Origin of the sequence: Paludibacter jiangxiensis, assembly GCF_001618385.1 — a bacterium.
GTDB lineage: Bacteria > Bacteroidota > Bacteroidia > Bacteroidales > Paludibacteraceae > Microbacter > Microbacter jiangxiensis.
The window spans coordinates 1,204,302-1,224,801 of sequence record NZ_BDCR01000001.1 but is presented as its reverse complement, the minus strand read 5'-3'; the positions used below and the strand labels follow the sequence as shown (position 1 = coordinate 1,224,801).

At 45.1% G+C, this 20,500-nt stretch carries 11 protein-coding genes; all 11 read right to left on the bottom strand.

Annotated features, from left to right (window positions below; genetic code table 11):
* Complete coding sequence (locus PJIAN_RS04610; protein WP_068702439.1) at window positions 1–1,572, bottom strand: sialate O-acetylesterase; 1,572 nt, start codon at window positions 1,570–1,572, stop codon at window positions 1–3.
* A gap of 78 nt (window positions 1,573–1,650) precedes the next feature.
* Entirely contained in the window at window positions 1,651–1,965 is a 315-nt protein-coding gene (rhaM, locus tag PJIAN_RS04605) for an L-rhamnose mutarotase (protein ID WP_068702436.1), read from the bottom strand.
* A gap of 45 nt (window positions 1,966–2,010) precedes the next feature.
* Window positions 2,011–3,405: a glycoside hydrolase family 28 protein gene (locus PJIAN_RS04600; RefSeq protein WP_068702434.1), complete on the bottom strand. Its 1,395-nt coding sequence runs from the start codon at window positions 3,403–3,405 to the stop codon at window positions 2,011–2,013.
* Window positions 3,406–3,533: 128 nt separating this feature from the next.
* A complete protein-coding gene (locus PJIAN_RS04595; RefSeq protein ID WP_068702432.1) occupies window positions 3,534–5,969 on the bottom strand; it encodes a glycoside hydrolase family 95 protein in 2,436 nt (811 codons plus the stop codon).
* 35 nt (window positions 5,970–6,004) lie between these two features.
* Window positions 6,005–9,013, bottom strand: a complete 3,009-nt coding sequence (locus PJIAN_RS04590; protein WP_084252261.1) for a glycoside hydrolase family 2 TIM barrel-domain containing protein — start codon at window positions 9,011–9,013, stop codon at window positions 6,005–6,007.
* A 33-nt stretch (window positions 9,014–9,046) separates the two neighbouring features.
* Window positions 9,047–11,488 carry an alpha-L-fucosidase gene (locus PJIAN_RS04585; RefSeq protein ID WP_084252260.1) on the bottom strand — a complete coding sequence of 814 codons (2,442 nt, stop codon included), beginning with the start codon at window positions 11,486–11,488 and terminating at the stop codon, window positions 9,047–9,049.
* A gap of 77 nt (window positions 11,489–11,565) precedes the next feature.
* On the bottom strand, window positions 11,566–13,287 hold the full coding sequence (locus tag PJIAN_RS04580; protein WP_084252259.1) for a DUF362 domain-containing protein: 1,722 nt from the start codon (window positions 13,285–13,287) through the stop codon (window positions 11,566–11,568).
* A gap of 162 nt (window positions 13,288–13,449) precedes the next feature.
* Window positions 13,450–16,437 carry a glycoside hydrolase family 2 protein gene (locus tag PJIAN_RS04575; protein ID WP_068702424.1) on the bottom strand — a complete coding sequence of 996 codons (2,988 nt, stop codon included), beginning with the start codon at window positions 16,435–16,437 and terminating at the stop codon, window positions 13,450–13,452.
* A gap of 32 nt (window positions 16,438–16,469) precedes the next feature.
* Entirely contained in the window at window positions 16,470–17,681 is a 1,212-nt protein-coding gene (locus PJIAN_RS04570; RefSeq protein WP_068702422.1) for an anaerobic sulfatase-maturation protein, read from the bottom strand.
* A 30-nt stretch (window positions 17,682–17,711) separates the two neighbouring features.
* Entirely contained in the window at window positions 17,712–19,094 is a 1,383-nt protein-coding gene (locus PJIAN_RS04565; RefSeq protein WP_068702420.1) for an arylsulfatase, read from the bottom strand.
* Between the two features lie 24 nt (window positions 19,095–19,118).
* Window positions 19,119–20,351, bottom strand: a complete 1,233-nt coding sequence (locus tag PJIAN_RS04560; protein WP_068702418.1) for an oligogalacturonate lyase family protein — start codon at window positions 20,349–20,351, stop codon at window positions 19,119–19,121.
* Window positions 20,352–20,500 lie beyond the last annotated feature (149 nt).

The window sequence follows — 20,500 nt, the reverse complement described above, 5'->3', positions numbered from 1 at the left end:
TTAAAAATTATCGGTTCTGAAATTCGGCGCCCATAGACCTTCCTTGTTTGACAATGATGCCGGTGGATTGACGCTCCAGGCATAACGGACGGCTATCGGATTTGTGATTTCCGGATTGGAAACAACAATGGTTTTCCCCTCGATACGGGCATTTGCCCACACAAATTTACGATCTTTACCACAGATGGCAAATCCGGTTAGCTTCTCGTCTTTGGCAACCAGTCCGCTGCCAACATGATCGAAATAGAGACGGATGGAGTTGCCTTCAATTTTGTAACTTTTATACAGCGGTCCTGAGTATTCTATCTTTTCGCCGTATACTTTGGCTCTTGCCGCAACTCCTAAGCGGTATCCGATCGCCTGTTTGTTTTTTGGGTGAATGTTTTTAGGATCATCGCCGGCATTTTCGATTGCTACGGCCATGGCAGTATTCGGAATGGAGAGATTTTGTACCTGCGCTTCACGAACAGTCATCATCACATCATCCTTCACCGGTTCGGCAACCGGAGCGCCATAGTTGGCCAGTTGAACATAGAGAAACGGAAAATTGCCTTCTCCCCACGCCTTGCGCCAATCGGCTACCAGCGTCTCCATAATTTCGCGATAGAGCTTTGCAGAGGGGCCGTTCGATTCTCCCTGATACCAAAGTGCGCCTTTGATGGCATAAGGAATAAGCGGAGCAATCATTCCGTTGTAGCAGACGTAAGTGTTGTGCTGGTCGAGAATGGGATTTGGATTGCGCGGAGCTTTGAGCTTTTTGGAGGCAGTCACATCGCCTGCAGCCGCCTGTGCTGCGGCCAGATTGCCTTTGTATGCAGCCAACTCTTCCCGGTATTTACCCATAATGGAACTACTGTCCGGTAGAAATTTTTCTAACTTTTGATTGTAGGCATCCAGCAACGATTTCAGGTTGGGATGTGCCTCCAATGCCTCTTTGCTGATCCAGGTTTCGGCAGTGCTGGCTCCGAAAGCGGAGGTAACCAACCCAATCGGAATTTTGTAACGGGTATACATTTCGCGGGCGAAGAAGTAAGCTACGGCGGAGAAATGACCTACTGTAGCGGGCGAACAGATTTCCCATTTGCCAACGGCATTTGCCTGCGGGGCGTTGTTGGGAGTAAAGTCGACATCGAAAACCCGGATGTAAGGATACTTGGCGGCAGCAACCTCCTGGGCTTCGTTTTGTACACCACACCAGTAACGATCTTCTTTTGCTACAGTCATATCCATGTTCGATTGTCCCGAACAAAGCCATACATCACCAATGTACACATCATTGATGGTGATGGTATTTGTTCCTTTTATTTCAACGGTATAAGGTCCTCCGGCTTTTTGTTTGGGCAGCCGCACCATCCATCTTCCGGATGCGTCGGCACTGGATGTTATTGCCGCTTTATTTAGTTTGACTGTAACTCTTTCTCCGGGAGCTGCCGTTCCCCATACCGGAATTTCGATGCCGCGTTGCAGCACCATGTGATCGGTAAACAGCGAAGAGGGGGTGACCGCCGCCTGCAGCAACAGTACTGAAAATAGGGAAAGGACAAAAGTGATAACAAAAACAAATTTGTTCATGATCTTAAAAGTTGAAATAGAGAATTATACCTGCATCCGATCATGGATGTACCGGATGCAGGATATGTTTTGAAAAAATTATTCCATGTAAAATAGTTCGGGCAGGGGAATAGAAACCGGGGAGTTATCGGGGTTAGTTTCCATGATGTCGGCCATGTAAGCCCACCATTTTTGCACAATCTCGGTACTGCCCAGATCCTGCGAACCCTGATCACCATTCACCTTTTGAACTGCAAAGAGAATATTGGTCTCTTTGTCCCAAAAGATAGAGTAATCGTAGACTCCGCTATCCTTGAGGAGTTTTTTCAATTCCGGCCAAATGGCTGCGTGACGTTTTTCATACTCGGCTTCGAAGCCCGGTTTCAGAAACATTTTAAAAGCTGCACGTGTCATGATAATTGAAGATTAAGTGTTGGTAAATAATAAATTATGACAGAATTAATTGTCTGAATCAAAGTTATTGATGTTTTCCTGAATATGTTTTTTATTTCCCCGAATTTGTTCAACCGACACATTTTTCAGGTGAACATTTCTGATGGGAAGTTCGGGTTGTCCCAGAATGCGTGATACAAATTGCCCGCTTTTCGCCCCGATATTTTCGAGATAAATGTCGCTGATAGGAGTCAACTTCCTAACAAGCGTAGGAACAAGGCTTTTCCACTGGTATAACACGTCTGTTTCTATGCCCAGAACGCCGTATTGCATATTGCCTCCGGTTATATTTTTCACGAAAATGTTTTTCACGTAACCTCCCATGCGTTCATTCGATTTGATGAAAACGAGATGGAACATCTTTACACTGTCGGATGTACGGCAGTTTTCCACCGACACGTTTTCGATGCCTCCCGACAGTTCGCTACCTACTGCTAACAGCTGATGGCCGTTGACCATTGTACAGTTTCGGATCACAATGTTTTTTGAAGGCGTTTTTAATATCCAACCTTCCGGAGCTCTGCCCGATTTTACGGCAATAGCATCATCTCCCTGGTCAAACGTACAGTTTTCTACCAAGAGGTTTTGGCACATTTCCGGATCGAGTCCGTCGTTGTTGTGGCCGTGAGCATAAATATTGAGATTGCGCATCACGATGTTTTTTGACAGGTAGAGATGTACCGTCCAGAAGGGACTGTTTGTAATTTTAAAACCGTTCAATAACACATTCTCGCAACGGTTTATCTGAATAAACTGCGGACGGAAATGAGCGGAATCGTTGACCATCATCCGTTGATTGACAGGGACGTTTTCGTAAGCCATGTAATAGAGCCGTTTCAGACTGTTCATATGCCCGCTGGGTCTGCCGGCCCATTGTTTCCAAACATCCATTTGGGCTTTGATCTCACCTTCGCCTGTGATGGCAATGTTTTTGCATTGGTAGGCATAAATAAGCGGAGAGTAGTTGTAGCATTCCAGTCCTTCCCACGAAGAATGTACGGCCGGTAAATAATCTTTCGGATCTTTCGAAAACAGAAGGACGGCTCCTTTTTCCAGGTGGAGATTTACGTTGCTCTTGAGATGAATGGCTCCGGTCAGCCATTCTCCTTCGGGGATTACGACAACTCCCCCGCCAGCCTTATTTGCCATATCAATAGCTTTTGCAATTGCCGCGGTGGTTTTTACTTTATCGCCTTTTTCGGCGCCAAAATCGGTAATCGACAGTTTTCCACATTGTGCGAAATCGGGTGTTGTAATGGCACGCATTTTAAAAGGAGCCTGCACCACCTGCTGGCGGATGAGAACGCTTCCGGTAGCCGGTTGGAATGAGAGCAACAACAAAGCCGTTGAAACAATAAGCCAATTCCTTAATTTGAAAAAATGTAACAATTTGGTTTTCATATGTGGTGCTGATATAATAGTTTACAAATGCTCATAGAACTCAATTTCTACAATCCGCAGCTGTCCTTTCGAATTGGTCGCATTCGGATCGTTATAAAGATCGAGTTGCTTGGTGCCGGTTACCTCAATCATATTTTCAAAAGCATCTTTCTCTTTGCTGTAAGTTCGTAAGATTGCCCCGATTGGGTTTCAAAACGGTATATATATTGAATATCCTGACCTACCTTTACCTTTCGGACGGAACTTTTCACTCCTTTGATCACAATAGGCTCTTTGGTACGAAGCACACAAAATCCTCCGATTGTCGAACGGATACAAGCAGATGTCAATTTCCCCTTCGACCAATTAATCTCGGCTTCAAATCCGCCCCGGGCTCGTAAGCCCTTCACATAGCCGTCCGCCCATTTCGAGGGTAATGCCGGCAATAACTGTATTCCATCCAAATGGCTTTGAACAAACATTTCGGCTATGCCTGCAATAGATCCGAAGTTACCATCTATTTGAAACGGAGGATGAGAGTCGAACAAATTGTTGAGAGTCGACTGCTTTAGTAACTCCTGATACATTTTATAGGCGTGGTCACCGTCAAGCAGACGTTCCCAGAAATTAATTTTCCAGGCCTTGCTCCAACCTGTACCTCCGTCGCCACGGATTTCGAGAGTTTTGCGGCAGGCGTTAGCAATTTTCATATCAACAAGCGGTGAAATTTCACGACCGGGGTGCAAGCCGAAAAGGTGCGAAACATGACGATGCAGCGAGTCTACGTCCTGATAATCGCCATACCACTCCTGCAAATTGCCGCGTTTGCCAATCTGGAGAGGATGCATCTTTGACCGTTTCTCTATAAGCATGTTACGGTATTCGGCATCAATGCCTAAGATTTGCGAAGCTTCTATCAGGTTTGTAAACAAATCTCGGATAATTTCCATATCCATGGTAGATGCTATTGTGACCGACGTCTTTTTCCCATCTGGCAAAAAATATTCATTTTCGGGAGACGTGGATGGAGCCGTTACCAGTTCACCTTTGTATTCGGTAAGCCAGTCTATACAGAACTCGGCTGCTCCTTTCATCAACGGATAGGCCGTCTCTTTCAGGAATGTTTTATCGCCCGAGTATCGGTAATGTTCATACAGGTTCTGACAAAGCCATGGGCTTCCCAAGGCCCAGTTTGCATACTTAGGATCGCCGGAAACAGGATTTGCCATTGCCCAAATGTCAGAATTGTGATGAACTGTCCATCCATTGCATTTGTAGTAACTTTTGGCTATTGCTTTGCCGGTTACTGCATAGCGTTTTATCTGATCAATTAACGGAAGTGCCATTTCCGGCATATTAAGGATTTCGGTTGGCCAATAATTCATTTGCAGGTTGATATTGGTGGTGAAATTACTGCCCCATGACGGACGGATATTCCCGTTCCATATTCCCTGAAGATTAGCCGGTAACCCTCCGGGACGACTTGAGCTGATCAGCAAATATCTTCCGAAATTAAAATACAACATTTCAAGCGAAGGATCGTCTGCTCCTTTTTTATAGTTTGCAAGACGCACATCAGTTGGTTTATCGTTTACTGGATTCGGTGTGAGCGATAGTTCTACACGATTGTAATAATGTTGAAAATCGGTCAGATGATCCGCTAATAACTGAGAAAAAGATTTCTGTGATGCTTTTTCGAGATACGCACAGGCCACTGCTTCTTCGTTTTTACCTTCCGACACAGGAAATTTGTCGTAGCCATTGAAACTTGTAGCTGCTGAGACCAAAATCACGGCATCTGTTGCTCCTATGATATTCAGCACACTATCGGTGCTTACCTGACCATCGGTTGACACTACTTTTGCCCGAAACTGATAGCGCATTCCTTTTTGTCCGAGACTATCCTCGTAAATAATTGGAAGTGGCGCCCGACGTGTATCTGAATAGATACGGGCTTTCCCCTTCAGTACCATTTCATTCCGTGATGGAAACTCCTTCTGATATTTCAACTCGTGGCGTACATTCAGACTCACATTCAACATGCCGGATTTATCGGCTGTAAGGTGCAAAACAATTACCTGATCTGGTGCTGACGAGAATATTTCACGAGTAAAAGTGGTTCCGTTTGCCGTAAAGCGGGTAGTCGCCACTGCTCGGGTCAAATCGAGATCACGATACAGATTGAGAGGTTCGCCATCAAACTTCTGCCGGATTACTAAATCTCCGAGAGGCTGATACATCTGGCAGTTGCTTCCCTGCATTTTACGCATGGTCTTAACCGCTTCGTCAAAATTGCCGGCAAAAAGCGCTTCTCTTACTTTAGGCAAATAAGCCGGAGCTTCTGTTTTTGCATTCAAATCGACGGGACCGCCTGTCCATAAAGTTTGTTCATTTAATTGTATGGTTTCTTCAGCTGCACGTCCGAAAACCATTGCTCCCAGTCGTCCGTTCCCTATGGGCAAAGCCTCATCCCATATCTTTGCCGGATTTGTATACCAAAGTGTCGAAGAATTTTTCGGTTGAGAGAACATGTTTACTGACAAAGTAAACATCAGTAATATAATTGATATGTGCTTTTGATTCATACAAAATAAATTAGTTGAAAAAAGTTGTTGGCTGATTATTGATCGTAACTGTGATAGAATGGCGAAAATGGTTTCACTACATGGCTGGCTGGTTCGAAGAGCCTTTGCAGAATGGCGGGCCACGTTTCGGTAAGTGGTATAATCACGAACGAACCGGCAATTTTTTCCATTTTATCAAATGAATATTGCACCTCGGGCCAGGAGAACTTATTGAAGCGACCCGAAACAAAGGCGTTGTGACTAACCACAATGCCTTCCGGCGAACGTTCGACGGCAATATTGGCATCATCGGCAATCAAGGCAAAGCCATTGCCTTTCTCGTCCGAAAAGACTGCGCATACAACATCTTCACGGTTTCCCTGAAAATTGAGATCCTGACTATGGAGCTGGTAAAATCCAAATTCATCCAGACGATCTTTGCCCGGATAAGCCGGATAAGGACCTTTACCAATCCAGCGGAACTGGTTATATGCTGGCGGCACAAGGAATGAAATTCCGGCTTCCATTGCTTTCCCTTTGGCGCTGTCGGTTTTCAGGCTGTATTTTACACGTATATAATTGCTGTCGGTAAAATTGTATTCTATCTTACCCGAGATAGATTGGTCGCCCGATTGTATACGTGAGTAACGATAACCGGCAGTCAGATTTTGGGCGTTAAATGCAATTACCTGCACGTTAGATGGCGATATTTGATAAGGTATCCACAGCGGATTGTTTTCGGGTGTGGATTTTTCGCTGTTGGCCTGTTCAGACATAGTAGTTTTGCGCCCTACCCGCAACTGCGGACCGCCAGCAATGACCTTTACGTTGTTTTTATTGGTAAGGTTTATACTTCCATCTGTCTTATTGAAGAAAAATGCATACTCATCGGAAGTGACAACGTTGTTTTTGAGCGCTGGTTTTGTTCCTTTTATTGCCAACGATTTCAGAAGGTCTGGCTTGCTGTTATTGAGAACAATCGGATATGTTTTTTCGTAAAACTGATAAGCCTGACTATCGGAAAAAGACAACCGAAGAGAATAAAACAATGCGTCCTCTTTGGCCGGAATCTGCAAAGGAATACAGATTTGCAGCGTGTCGTGTGGTAATGCGTTTAATCCAATATTGCCCGAATCCAAGACGGATCTGTCTCCCATCAATTCCCACTTACATCTCACTTGATTGAGGTTGGTAAAATCGTAGCGATTTATCAGCCTGATAGTGACAGCTTGCTGACCGACAACACATTTCAGAGTATCATCGAGCGCTTTGACGGGTGAATATACTTTACGCACCTGCCAATAGTCGACCTGCGGAACACGATTGGCATACACTATACCGTCGGCGCCTTCGTTGCCATGGTTGTCATACACAGTTACCGAATCGAGCCAAACAGAAGTAGTAAAGGCATTTTTATTGACTTTCGCAGGCATTTTACGCAAAATGCCCTGATCGGCAAAATCCCACACGGCACCACCGGCCAGCTTAGGATTGGCGTACATTACTTCCCATAGAGATTCCAGCCGGTCGAAATCGAGTCCGAGCGAATGAGCATATTCGGTAACTATCATCGGACGATTAAAACGGGTGGCATATCCTTTCAGAGTAGACGTAACAGGATAATGGGGTGCCAGGATATCAATGGAATCGGGAAAAGTATCGGCAATTTTATTGAAATACGAACCCACCTGCGGGAAACAATCCGGACGGGTTGGGTCGAGCGATTTCACATATTGCCCCACTTGTTGACACATTTTTGTCAACGGGTTCTCGTTGCCCACGCTCCATACAATTACGCAGGGATGATTTTTGTCGCGCCAAACGGTAGCTTTGGCTCTGTTTTTCAGGATGGGCAGATACGAAGTGTCGTTGAGATGCTCGTCGCCAAAACCGAAAGGTACTTCGTCCATTACATAAAATCCCATCGAATCGCACAACTCCAGCAACCGCGGTTGAGGCGGGTAATGCGAGGTGCGAATGAAGTTGATATTGGCATGACGAATGAGCATTAAATCTTCGCGCAGCTCGGCTTCTGTCATTGCCCGCCCGTTGATGGGCGAAAGGTCGTGATGATCCACTCCACGTAATTTTATGGGCGTACCGTTAAGTTTCAGCACCGCATCCGACCAGCTTATTTCTCGAATTCCAATAGTTTCTGTGTGTTGCTGCAAAAGCGTTTTACCGTCGTTAAGACACAAAGTAAGCGTGTATAAATAGGGTGTTTCAGCAGTCCATAGTTTCGGACTATCGATACTGATTGAGGCTGCATAACTTGTAGTATCCGCTTTTGATTTTAATACAGAGGGAATCAACTCCCGGCTTGCAACAATTTTCCCGGATGCATCTCTTAACTCGGCCATGAGATTCATCGTACGCGGAAATTTCATACCGCTTCTTTTTTCAAGAATACTCTTCAGCGAAACAATTCCCTTACCGGGACGAACAAAGGTTTGTATAGTAAGATCCTTGATATGCGTTGCAGGAAGATGAAACAGCGTTACATCACGGATAATTCCCGACAGTGACCAACAGTCGTTGGTATCGAACTCCCAACCTTTGGTGCGGGTACTTACTTTTACCGCCAACATATTCTCTGATCCGTATTTTACCAAATCGGTAATGTCGAAAATTTGCCGGTTGAACGAACTGGCGAAATTTCCTGCCGGCTTCCCGTTTATCCAAAGCGAATAACCATACTGCACCCCATCGAAAGCTAGATACACCGGCGAGTTTTTCCATCCGGCAGGCACAGAAAAGATAGTGCGGTAAAGGCCCGTTCCCTCTTTTAGGTTTTTACCATAAAAAGGCTCCGCAAACCCCTGAAGTTCCCAATGCCCCGGCGTTTGAATAAAAGCCCAACGATCAGTAGAAAATTCCGGTTTAATAAACAGCGAATCATCACCAATAAGCGTAGAGGGGATGTATTTGAATTTCCATTTACCGTTCAGGGAGATTTTAGTTTCAGGAGATAGTTCCGTTGGCAGTAAAACCTGTGCCGAAAGCGAGTAACTAACGGACAAAATCAAAAAACTGATTGTCCATATTATGATTTTTCTGTTCATCATTTCGAAAAAAGATAATTCCGGGATGGATAGTTATTAGTGAAACTGACCAAAAGAGATCTTTTCGGTTGTCCGTGGCTGATTCAGTGGCACTATAATGGTAGATGGTCCCAAATCGGGCGATTGCCACTGACGCAATACCCAAACAATTTTCTTGTCGGGAGTTACTTCTGCTGCCTGTATAGGTTGATTATTCATGTCCACTTGTCCTGTGCCGTTCCATTGATTAAACCAGTTACTGACAAGCGTATTTTCGTTGGCCAACCTAACCGAAGTTTGTGGCGAAGTAATGCTGTATCCGGCATCTTTAGAGAGGCTTAATGGATATTCCCAAATCAGATTTTGCTGGCGATCAATTTCGCGAACACCTGTTTTACTGGTTACCAGAATGTGTCCGTTGGGTAGCTCTTCGGCCGACCAAATTCCCGGAATATCCATACTGAACAGCTGTTTCCCATCCGCATCGTATTCGCAAAGTTGCCCCATATCCATGTGAGCAACCAGAATAGTGCCGGCTTTGGTCAATCGGGCATGGCGAAAATGTCCATGCACCTTATTGGGATTGCCAACTTGCATTATCAGCTCTTTTTCAACGGCATTATTTTTCTTATTCATCACTATCAGTTTGGCCGGATTCCCGTTTTGCAAAAACAATACACTGTTCTTACCAATGGGTACTGCCGTATGAGTTTCGGTGCCGGAAGGAGCATCGTAGTTCCAAACCACTTTCTTGTCGGGCGTAATTTCTGTAATACCAAACTGGTGAGCAAACAGGATATTACCGTTCGAGAGCATCACCGCATCACTGATTTCACCTTCGCCGGGATGGGTATACGACCAAGTCACTTCCCCTTTGCGAACAATATACATATTTTGCTTTTTAGCTTCACCTGCATAGAAAAAATCGAGATGACTCAGGCTGCTTTTGGCATCCACATTACCTGTCGCTGTATTGTTAATAACGCCCTTTATTTTAAATGTATAGGCATACTCGCACGGAGGAGTTGCAGGGAAAAATATTTTCAGCCCAGTTTCATCTTGCGAAAATTTGATTTCCCCTTTGTAGCCTAACAAAGTCACTTCCGATACTTTGCCAGCACTTATCGGCAAAGCTGCAATTGTTACGGGCTGTTCGCTCCATTGCAATGAAATGGCATACAACGCTCCCCCTTTGGTAGTAAAGCAGAACTGACCGTCTTTATCTGTTTTCCAGGCACGAGTGCCATAAATACCATCTCCATTTATAGTCAGCCAGTTACCCACTCCGAGTAATATTTGTTTTTGTTCTTCTGGAATGGTTCCATCGCTTTTAGGTGAGATGTTCAGCATATAATTTCCATTGTGGCTTACGTTTTCAACCAATTTGCGCACTATGGCGCCCGCATTTGAAAGCTTCATACCTTCCACGTAACCAAATTTATCACCAATAGGATCGTCAACCTGCCAGTAATAATCGGTTCTTTCTTTCGGAGCACGCCCCTGACGCTCAAAATCGCGGATACTGCCGGCCAGATAAGCATCAGATTTTGTACTGATAGAAACCGATTTCCCCCACTGTGCAGCGCGGTTATAGTAATAAGCCGCAAAACGCAGTTTGATGGAATCGAGCTGGCGGCTGTTCACTCCGTTATCGAACCAGAAAAGGTCAGGCTTGTATTTATCCACCAACTCCTGACAACGAGCTAACCATTCTTCCAGATAAGCCTCGCTCTGATACGCCTTTGCCTGATCTTCCATCACTTCTTCGCCGTTTTTAGGCAATTTTCGTACCTGTGGCACTTGTGGTGGCCCGTAAAAATCGGCATACCTCGGATCAAATAAATCGGTTTTCACATCCAGCTGCGGATACATAAAATCCCAGTTTTCCATGCGGTGGTTAGAAACCCCGAATTTCAAGCCCTTCGCACGAACAGCATCACCCAATTCGCCTATAAAATCGATATGAGGCCCCATGTTTTTTGCATTCCAACGGGTTAGCTTACTGTCATACATCGCAAAACCATCGTGATGTTCGGCGGTGGGGATAACATATCTCGCACCTGACTTTTTGAACAGTTCAGCCCATTCGCCTGCATTGAATTTTTCCATTTTAAACAAAGGAATAAAGTCTTTGTATCCAAAGCTATCCACCTTTCCAAAATGTTCTTCGTGCCACTTCTGAACACCTGGATTACTGTACATATGACGGGGATACCACTCACTGGCATGTGCCGGAACGGTATAAGGTCCATAGTGAATGAAAATTCCGAATTTTCCATCCAAAAACCAATCGGGCACTTTGTAGTTCTGACTTATAGATTTCCACGTAGGGCTGAATGGTCCGGCCGGAATATCGGCTGCCTTTCCTCCCGGCAGACTGGCTGTTACCCTGGGAAAATTTGGATGATTATTGTTTTTTTGCGGTGCATCCTGAGCACAAAGAGCAAAAGGCATTAAGAGTATAATCAGGAATAATAACCCGGTCCTGTTGTTTTTCATATGATAATAATTTTTTAAGGTCGAATAAGACTCGTTCCACTCAAATGGAACTCTTTTCTTGGATTATGAATAACACTTTAATTTTTAGCACCTATAATGCTATAAATAAACTCTATGCCTTTCCCTTTTTTTGCATTCAGGTTGCGGGAATAGCGCATAGTGCTATCATTGTCCCAATGTTCGAAAACACCCAGACTCTGGACCGGTTTTCCACCCTGCATGTACTTAACTCCCGAAGGTGCATTTTGTGGGGTAGCCATTTCGTGCAGGAAATCGTCGGCATTATCACGGATAAGAATACGAGGTACATTGTGATAAGATGTTTCGAAGTTGTTTTTGCTTTGAGCATACATTATGTCCAATCCCACTGACTGTATAGCAACTCCATCAAACGACGCCAGCACACACGATGGCCATTCGGGATTTTCATATGGTTCTACCTTATTCTTGAACGGATAGTTAGGAAAATGCGAAGGATAGCAACGCCATTTGCGACCGCAGTACAATCCATCCAGAATATACAGAATCGTCTTTCCACCCAGATTGGGCGATGCTGCCAAATCCACCAGCGGCGACCATGCATTTTTAACGCCCTCTTTTTTGGTGTTCAGGATGGAATGTAATTCCGATGTTCCCTTGATGGAGCCGGCATGATTCTTTCCTGTCATAGTCAATGCAGTTTGTCCCTCGTCCCCATCTTCCATATAATTATACGGATAAGAATGCAGCTTGAGTAAAGCCAGATTGATGAGATATGTAGCTTCTTTGATCTGACGTGGCATCAATTTTGCTTTGTTGAATTTACCTGCCGAATAAGTAATACCATCCACCCAGTCGGCGCCTTCCAGCCCGGTGTAGTCACCATAAGCCGGATTTACAGGTTGCTTTGGATCGGGTGCATTTTCCTGCAAAAAGCGAACATCTTTAAATTCGTTCCATATCTCGGTAAGCATATATGGATAAATGGGACGGCGAGCATCATACACGATAATATTTTTTTGAGGAACTCCGGCCTTATACACCAGCTGACGTACCATGGCCAGCACCATTTGAGGTGTTGCATCGGTTTGATTGTCCTGTTTATCCACACTGCTGTTGTTCAGGTTGATCTTTACGGCCACCAATTCGCCGGCCTGATAACCACGATTTTTAATTCCACGCACAGACTGGTTGTAATATTTGAAAATCTTATCCCAGGAAGCTTTATCGGTCTTTGCTCCTGTAAGCTTCTGTAATGTACCGGAAAGCAGCGCAGTTATACGTTCTTTGTCGGTATTTTTATCAAGCCACCACTGATCCGATTTTTCTTTCCAATTACCTGCCCAATGTGTGGCTTTAGGGTCGCGCATCATTACTACACGACCGGGGAAAATACCCTTCGCTTCTCCAATGGGTTGGTTGGATGCTCCCGGTTGCCAGTCGAACCCGGTTGCCGGAGCATATTCCTTGGGGGGAGTAAGCGCCAGCGCATCGCTGATATTGGTAGGAAAAACGGTAAACCAACCTACCAAAACTACTACCGCAGCTGCCGAACAACTAATTACCACCCACTGTTTATGGGAAAATTTACGTCCCAGATATTTCAACCCAAACATACTGGATAGAAATCCGGTAACCCATATAACAAATGCACTTGCAATGGGGAATGCAGCCCTTTGACAAGGGTAACTTGCCCGACTGGGTTTGGGAATAACACGTATGAGAAACCAAGCGAGGGCTCCAAGACCGACCAAAAAACTGATTAGTTTTTGAACTCGCTTGTCGGAAGCAACTTCTGTAATCTTTCTGTGAATCTTCATGTGTATGCTATTTTTTGATTATGAATTATATAAGATCAAGTGGGTACTATATAGTATCTTAATATGACCTCTTTTATACGTATTTAGTTGATCGATCTGTGCTATTTGCAATAAGCTATAAAATTCAAGGTCTGTTCTTCGATACCTTGGATTGAGGTTATTTTAGTCTGTCGTGTTACTTTTTGGGGTTTTATAAAACTCTATCTCTACTATTCTGAGCTGTCCTTTTGAATTGGCCGCGTTCGGATCGTTATAAAGATCGAGTTGCTTGGTGCCGGTTACCTCAATCATATTTTCAAAAGCATCTTTCTCTTTACTGTCACCGGTCAGCCGGATGGTAATGGTCTTGCCTTTGGTAGGGGCAATGGGAAGTGTGACGTAACCAAGGCTACGGGGTGTACTCCCTTTCCACACCTCTTTTCCGTCGATAGAAACAGTAAGTGGATAGCTCCGGGATCGCCACCCGGTGAGTTTCATCACCACCTCTGACACAACGGCATCCCGTTTCAGCGTGTAGGTAATCCATCCGGTCGATATTTTCCCATCATTCCTCCATTCTGTCATTTCATTGTCATCGTAGCTGTTTTCCGCCATCTCCTGGTTGGCACCGGCAGCTGCACTTTCAACCTCAAGCGCAATTCGTTTGGTACTGTATGATTTTCCGGTTGGAGTTTCTCCTCTTCTCAATGCTCCGTCGGGTAACGGAGCAAGCTCAGAAAGACCTTCATTCACAGCTACATGCTGCGTCGTCAAAGTAATCTCCGCCGGAAGAAGATTATTGGAAGAAGCTACGATCTGAACCTTACCGCTTTGTGGCAATGAACGAAGGAAAACGCGATTGATGCCACACTCTACGGGTATACTTTGCGATAAAATAAAATTGTCTTTCCCCTGAGCGATGCCTCCTCTCCATTCTGCCGGTCCTGTAACGGAGAAACGAATGGTGTCGTTTGCAAGGGGACAGCGGATTCCGTTTTTGTCTTTCACCTCCACCTCGATCAGGGCCAGATCACTGCCGTCGGCTCTCCATCCTTTGGGGTTGAGAATCGGTTTGAGAGTAATCTGACGGGGCGCTCCGGCTGTTTGTACTGAGTAACGGCTCTGCTCTTTGCCGGCTGCATCTTTGCTGATAGCCAACAAGGTGCCTTTTTCAAACTTTATTTTCGGGAAGATGTGCAGAAAATCGTATTGAGCATCTTTTGCTGTTTGAACTCCTAATGATCTCCCATTCAGAAAGAGTTCAATCTGAGGAGCAGCCGATACAACACTTATATCTTTTACAATGGTATCGGCGTAGTTCCAGTGTCCAATGATATAGGTGTGAAATTTTTCGAGATCGACCCAGCCGTCCCACATCGCCTGATGAGCATAGAAAGCATCTTTCGGAATACGCATGGCATCCACCTCGCCGCTCCGACGGTAGTTCTCTTCTCCCCGAAAATGGGTGTTCGAATCGGCAAACACGATGTTGACTCCTCCCGAACTTACCCGTTTGCCTGTTCCCGGGCGGGCAATATAGTAGTCGTCCCAACGGCGGATATCCTCGATGGCGAATTGATCCTGATTGTGGTTGTAGTCGCTGGCATTGGCTCCTTTGTAAAGAGGCCCGGCGCCTTCCTTGTGATAAGGGTACGATTGCTCATCCCAATATTTTCGTAAGGCTTCATCGCGGCAATATTCCATTGCCCAGACAGGTTGGCGGGCACTTTTGTTGATATAAAGCATTTCTCCTCCGTACTCCGAGCTCTTGCTGTCCAGCATTTCACGCGAACCGATGACTCTTCCCCCGTGAGGATCATAGAGATCGCGGATGGCTTTCATTTGCAACATGTGCTCTTCGGAGATGCCTTTGTTGCCCGATTCATAGAAAAGAATGCTGGGGTTGTTTCTGTTGTAGATTATGGCGTTTCGCATCACCTCGAGGCGGTGTTCCCATCGTCTTCCATCAACGTCCTTCTCCGAATCACCTGCTGGCATAGCCTGAATGAGTCCTACCCGATCGCACGACTCCACATCCTGTTTCCAGGGCGTAACGTGCATCCAGCGTACCAGATTGGCATTGCTTTCAACCATCATACCGTTGCTGAAATCGCTGACCCATGCCGGAATATCGGTGCCGACGGCCGGCCATTCGTTGGTAGAGCGTTGCGCATATCCCTTCAGCTGAATGGTCCGGTCATTGAGTTCTACCATTCCATTTCCAAAATGGGTCTTACGAAATCCGAAATTAGTCGAAACAAGGTCTTGTTCTTTGTTGTCGATAACGAGAATCGTATTGATTGTGTACAAATAACCGTATCCCCAGCTCCAGAAATGGAGGCTGTCGAGTGGCGCTGCCGCATTTGCAACTACCAATTTACCTGGTTGGACAACAATTGGTTGACCAGAAAAAGATTTGATCGTTTTGCCGCTTCTGTCAGCTACCGTTACTTTAAGCCGGACACTCTCAGGGCGGGCTGTCTCGTTTTTTATTTCAGACGCGACGTTCAATGTTGCTCGTCTTTTCGGTATGTCAAACTGATTGGCATAAAGATAAACACCGGTGGTGTGAAGGCTGCTGTACAACGGCAATGTCTGATATATCTTATCACATACATGCAGCTTAACATTTTTGCCGATGCCACCGTAATTGGCATAAAAATTTTTGTCGTTCCATTGGAATGTAGAGCCGGTAGCTGCTTCCTTATAACCCCACGAATTATCCGTTCGGACAGCTATTACATTGTCGCTTCCCGAGATCACATAAGGGGTAATGTCAATACCGAAAGCGGAGATGCCATCTTCGTAGATTCCGGTCTTTGTTCCGTTAATCCATATTTGAGCTGCCTGGCGCACTCCCTCGAACTCCAGAAAAACCTTTTTGTTCTTCGATGATGGTGGTAATTTGAAATGTTTGCGATACCAGGCAATACCCGTGGGCAGATCGTGGATAGCTACTTTGAAGGCTGCATCCTCGTTCCAGGCATACGGCAGTGAAACCGATTTCCAGTTGCTGTCATCAAAACCTTTCTCGGAAGCTGCACTATTTTCCCCGACAAAGACCTTCCAGGACGGATTGAAATTGTAGACGTGCCGCACATTGATCGCGGTCGCATAAGCTCCGGCAATGATGAAAACAGCAAGTACAAATATTTTTATTTTCTGATACATAGGTACGTATTGATTGTAGAAGAATAAGCCTTTCATCCGAATAGCGTCATGACATTTGCGGGTGCTCTGTCATGCATCAGTTCTGTTGCCATGTATTTCATATACGATTCCGTGTGATTAAAGTAATATTTTAGTCCATCGCATAGATAGTTTTCCGGGTATTTCTCTCCCGGAATGGACACAATTCTGTTTTTCGGACACTCTCCATGACATAGATGCAGGTATTGACATTGCAGACAGCTATCGGGAAGATGCTCCTTTTTGGCATTGCCGAACTGAAGTTGCGCGTTGGAGAGCATCATTTCGGTGATGGTACTCTGGTTGATATTGCCCAACTTGTATTGCGGAAAAACAAAATGGTCGCAGCTGTACAAATCTCCGTTGAAATCCAAAGCTGCAGCGTGCCCGCATGTTTTGGAAAAGATACAGGTTGCGTTTTCCTCGCCCACATATCCGGCAAGTGTGTTGTCAAAAGTTGTTACAAATACGTTGCCAACATCTTTGCGTACCCATTCGTCGAAAATGGCACTTAAAAATTTCCCATATTCCAGTGAAGGTACAGACCAGGGAGTGATATCTCCCGTTTCAGACGGCGGTATGAGATGTTGTGTAAAAGCCCCGGTTCGCTCTACTACCGGAGAGAACTGAATAAACTGAGCACCAATGGATTTGAAAAAACGATATATTTCCAGCGGAAACTGTACATTGTAATTATTGACTACAGAAAGAATATTAAAGTCAACATCATATTTCTGTAATAGTTCTATTCCTTTTAGAACCGAGCTGAAAGAACCTTCGCCAGCCGCATTTTTGCGGTAATGATCGTGACAATGTTGAGGTCCGTCGAGCGAGACTCCGATCAGAAAATTATTTGCTTTGAAAAACCGGCACCACTCATCCGTAAGTAACGTGGCATTGGTTTGTAGTGTGTTGTCAATTTGCCTGCCCCGGCCATATTTTTTCTGAAGATTGAGTGCTTTTTGAAAATATTCAATCCCAAGCAATAACGGTTCACCTCCATGCCATGTAAAAAGCACCTGCGGACCGGGTTGCGCGAGAATATACTGCGAGATGAATTTCTCCAGCAGCGTGTCCGTCATTCTTGTCTGATCCTGCTTCGCATGCAAATCCTTCTTGTCGAGATAGTAACAATACGCACAACGTAGATTGCAGGCAGCCCCAACGGGTTTGCTCAGTACGTAAATGGGGTACTGCAACGGATTGAACTGAATGGTCGGCTTCATCTCAATTGTCAATTTGCGGCTGAGGTATATCTACTCTTTTACTGTCGGCCAGTTTTCCGATTCAGCATGAGCAGTTTTCATGTAAGCATCAATGGCAGCAACTACGTCCGGATGATCTTTTGCCACATTGGTGGTTTCTGCTATATCCCGGCTCAGATCATAGAGCTCCAGCTCTCCGTGCCATTTGGTGCGAATGGCTTTCCATTTTCCCCAACGAACGGCTTGCGAATTACCCGGAAACTCCCAATAAAGCATGCGTTGCTCGGTGTGCTGATTTTTTCCTTCCAACGTGGGCAGAATGTTCATTCCATCAGAGGTTGCACAGGGTTTGACTCCGGCGATGGCAGCCAGCGTGGGCATGAAATCGGGGAAGTAAATAAGGGCATCGCTTGTTACCTTTTTTGAGAAATGATTAGGCCAGCGGGCAATGATAGGTACACGTATTCCGCCTTCGTATAGATTCCCTTTTAATCCGCGGAAGTTGCTGTTGCACTTCAGTTCACGGCGTGGAGCCATTACGGCACCGCCATTGTCGGAAATAAAACAGACGATGGTATTGTTGCGTAGCCCGCTTTGATCGATGGATTGCAGCACTCTTCCCACGTTTTTATCCATGTTACTGATGAGTGCAGCATAAGTCTTGGCGGTATCGCTGATATTCATTTTCTCGTAGATGCCCCGATCCTTAATAATGTAGGGTTCGTGAGGAGTATCGTAGGCAAGGTACAAAAAGAAGGGACGTTTCTTGTTTTCCTGAATGAACTGAATAGCTTCGTCAGTGGATATGTCATTACAGTGTCTTCCCTGAACTCCGTTTTGATTTTCGGCAACATCGATCAACTGTCGGTTATTAAATCGTTTGGCTGGATAGTAGTAGGGCAGATTTGATTCCGGGTAGGAGATTAACCATCCTTTGAATTCGTCGAAACCCCGATCCAGTGGACCTGCATTAGGATTGAACCCATCCTGATGCCATTTGTTGATCAGCATGGAGTGATATCCGGCGCCTCGTAACATTAATGCGAGGGTTGTGTCCGACTCCAGCAAGTTTGCACGTCGGATTACTTTCCCATTTTTGTCTCCGGTCATTCCTCCGGCCTTTGCAAAATTATCGCGGATGCGGCTATGACCGGTGTGTTTGCCGGTGAGTAAACAGCAGCGCGATGGAGAGCTCACAGCCGAACCGGCATATGCCTGGGTGAACCGAACGCCCTCTTGTGCCAACCGGTCGATGTTCGGCGTTTTTACGACATCATTGCCATAACAGGCCAAATCGCCGTAGCCCATGTCGTCGGCAATGATAAATATAATATTTGGTTTTTCTTCTGCATGCTTGTTGGCTGCAAATAACGGATCTGCAATTGTTGCGCTAAGTATGCTTATTTTTCCGATCGATTGTAAAGAAAGTTTCATATCGGTGTTTCTTTGAAAGAAGAATTAATTGTGATCTGATTTTGCTATTTCAACGGCATATACACTTTCAAATCCTTCAAAATTGGCACGAAATATAATCCATTTCTGGTCTGGAGAGAAGTGTACATTGGGTTCCAGATGATAATTATGATGCTTCATGTTGACCAATCGTTCGAATTTGAAACGATTGCCATCAGGTGTAAAGAGGTTGATCCACTGGCCATCTTTTGCTTTTGCCACAGCGCCAGGATCTCCACCGTCACCGGCAAAGAGTTTCTGATCGGGAGAAATGGTATAATGAACGCTCCACTGGTCACGATCAAACTGATATTTGGTTTCGTTGCCGGTTTGTAAGTCGGTTCCGGCTACAAAGAATGTTTTGCCACGCGGCTGTTGCAGGTCGAACCAGATGGTCTTTCCATCGGGACTAAACCACTCATGACCCGCAATCTCCATATCCATGGTGCGTTTGTGAACCAGCATTATTTTTTTTGTGTCAATATTGATCGTCCATATCCGATCCACTTTATGCCAGGGACCTTCGTGACAAAACATCAACAATTTAGGGTCTGTCGGAGAAAACTGAACGTGATTTAACCATGCGCTATCGGAAAACACTTTGGTAAGTTCCTTTGTTTTCAGATTGATGGTGAATAAAGTGCGGGGCTCTTTCGCTTCGTATATTTTATTGAAAAAGTCGCTTTTTTGGGGAAACTTGCGAGATATGTCTTTCTCTTTCTCGGAGGCCCATGCGCCTCCAAGCAATGTTTCGTCGGCATTCAAAGTCGTAATTCCGCCTTTGAAATCAGCAGGAAATACAAATTCGAGAGTAGTTTTACGGGTATCTGCATTCGTAGAGAAAACTGAATCGTTTACCTGATAGTAAACATTATGGTTTTGATGTCCGACTATTTCTCCGCTTTTGCGTTTCAGTCCGTCGGTAAGTTGTTGGATTTTGAGCGTTTTCAGGTTGACCGTAAATAATTGCATTCCTATGCCATCGGCTTTGTACGAATCATTTCCGTAAAATACCATCCGGTCGCCCTCTCCGGGTTTACCCAGAATAAAGGGATTGTTATGGAAGTAAAAGCTGGCGCTGTTTCCATCGCGCTGAGTAAGTCGCATCATTTTGTGGTGGGTATCTTTATCAATCCATACAGCGGGCATTTTTTCCCCTCCGGTTTCAAGCAGGGATTGAGAGAAAGAGTAACTGGAGAAAAGAACCAAAGAAAGCACTAGATAAATTTTATTTTTCATTTGGATGTGATTTTGCCGGTGAATAACAGATGATACTACGGTTAAGGGGGCAATGGTTCTTGGATTTTACAAAAATGTCGGTTTCCTTTGTCGGGTGTCGATTTAAAAGGTGGCGGTTTGAAAAAACGGAGTCTGCTTTATTTATGCAG

Excerpts from the sequence above, each read along its gene's own strand:
- PJIAN_RS04610 (WP_068702439.1), bottom strand. The coding sequence starts at position 1,572 with ATGAACAAATTTGTTTTTGTTATCACTTTTGTCCTTTCCCTATTTTCA.
- rhaM (WP_068702436.1), bottom strand. The coding sequence starts at position 1,965 with ATGACACGTGCAGCTTTTAAAATGTTTCTGAAACCGGGCTTCGAAGCC.
- PJIAN_RS04600 (WP_068702434.1), bottom strand. The coding sequence starts at position 3,405 with ATGAAAACCAAATTGTTACATTTTTTCAAATTAAGGAATTGGCTTATT.
- PJIAN_RS04595 (WP_068702432.1), bottom strand. The coding sequence starts at position 5,969 with ATGAATCAAAAGCACATATCAATTATATTACTGATGTTTACTTTGTCA.
- PJIAN_RS04590 (WP_084252261.1), bottom strand. The coding sequence starts at position 9,013 with ATGATGAACAGAAAAATCATAATATGGACAATCAGTTTTTTGATTTTG.
- PJIAN_RS04585 (WP_084252260.1), bottom strand. The coding sequence starts at position 11,488 with ATGAAAAACAACAGGACCGGGTTATTATTCCTGATTATACTCTTAATG.
- PJIAN_RS04580 (WP_084252259.1), bottom strand. The coding sequence starts at position 13,287 with ATGAAGATTCACAGAAAGATTACAGAAGTTGCTTCCGACAAGCGAGTT.
- PJIAN_RS04575 (WP_068702424.1), bottom strand. The coding sequence starts at position 16,437 with ATGTATCAGAAAATAAAAATATTTGTACTTGCTGTTTTCATCATTGCC.
- PJIAN_RS04570 (WP_068702422.1), bottom strand. The coding sequence starts at position 17,681 with ATGAAGCCGACCATTCAGTTCAATCCGTTGCAGTACCCCATTTACGTA.
- PJIAN_RS04565 (WP_068702420.1), bottom strand. The coding sequence starts at position 19,094 with ATGAAACTTTCTTTACAATCGATCGGAAAAATAAGCATACTTAGCGCA.
- PJIAN_RS04560 (WP_068702418.1), bottom strand. The coding sequence starts at position 20,351 with ATGAAAAATAAAATTTATCTAGTGCTTTCTTTGGTTCTTTTCTCCAGT.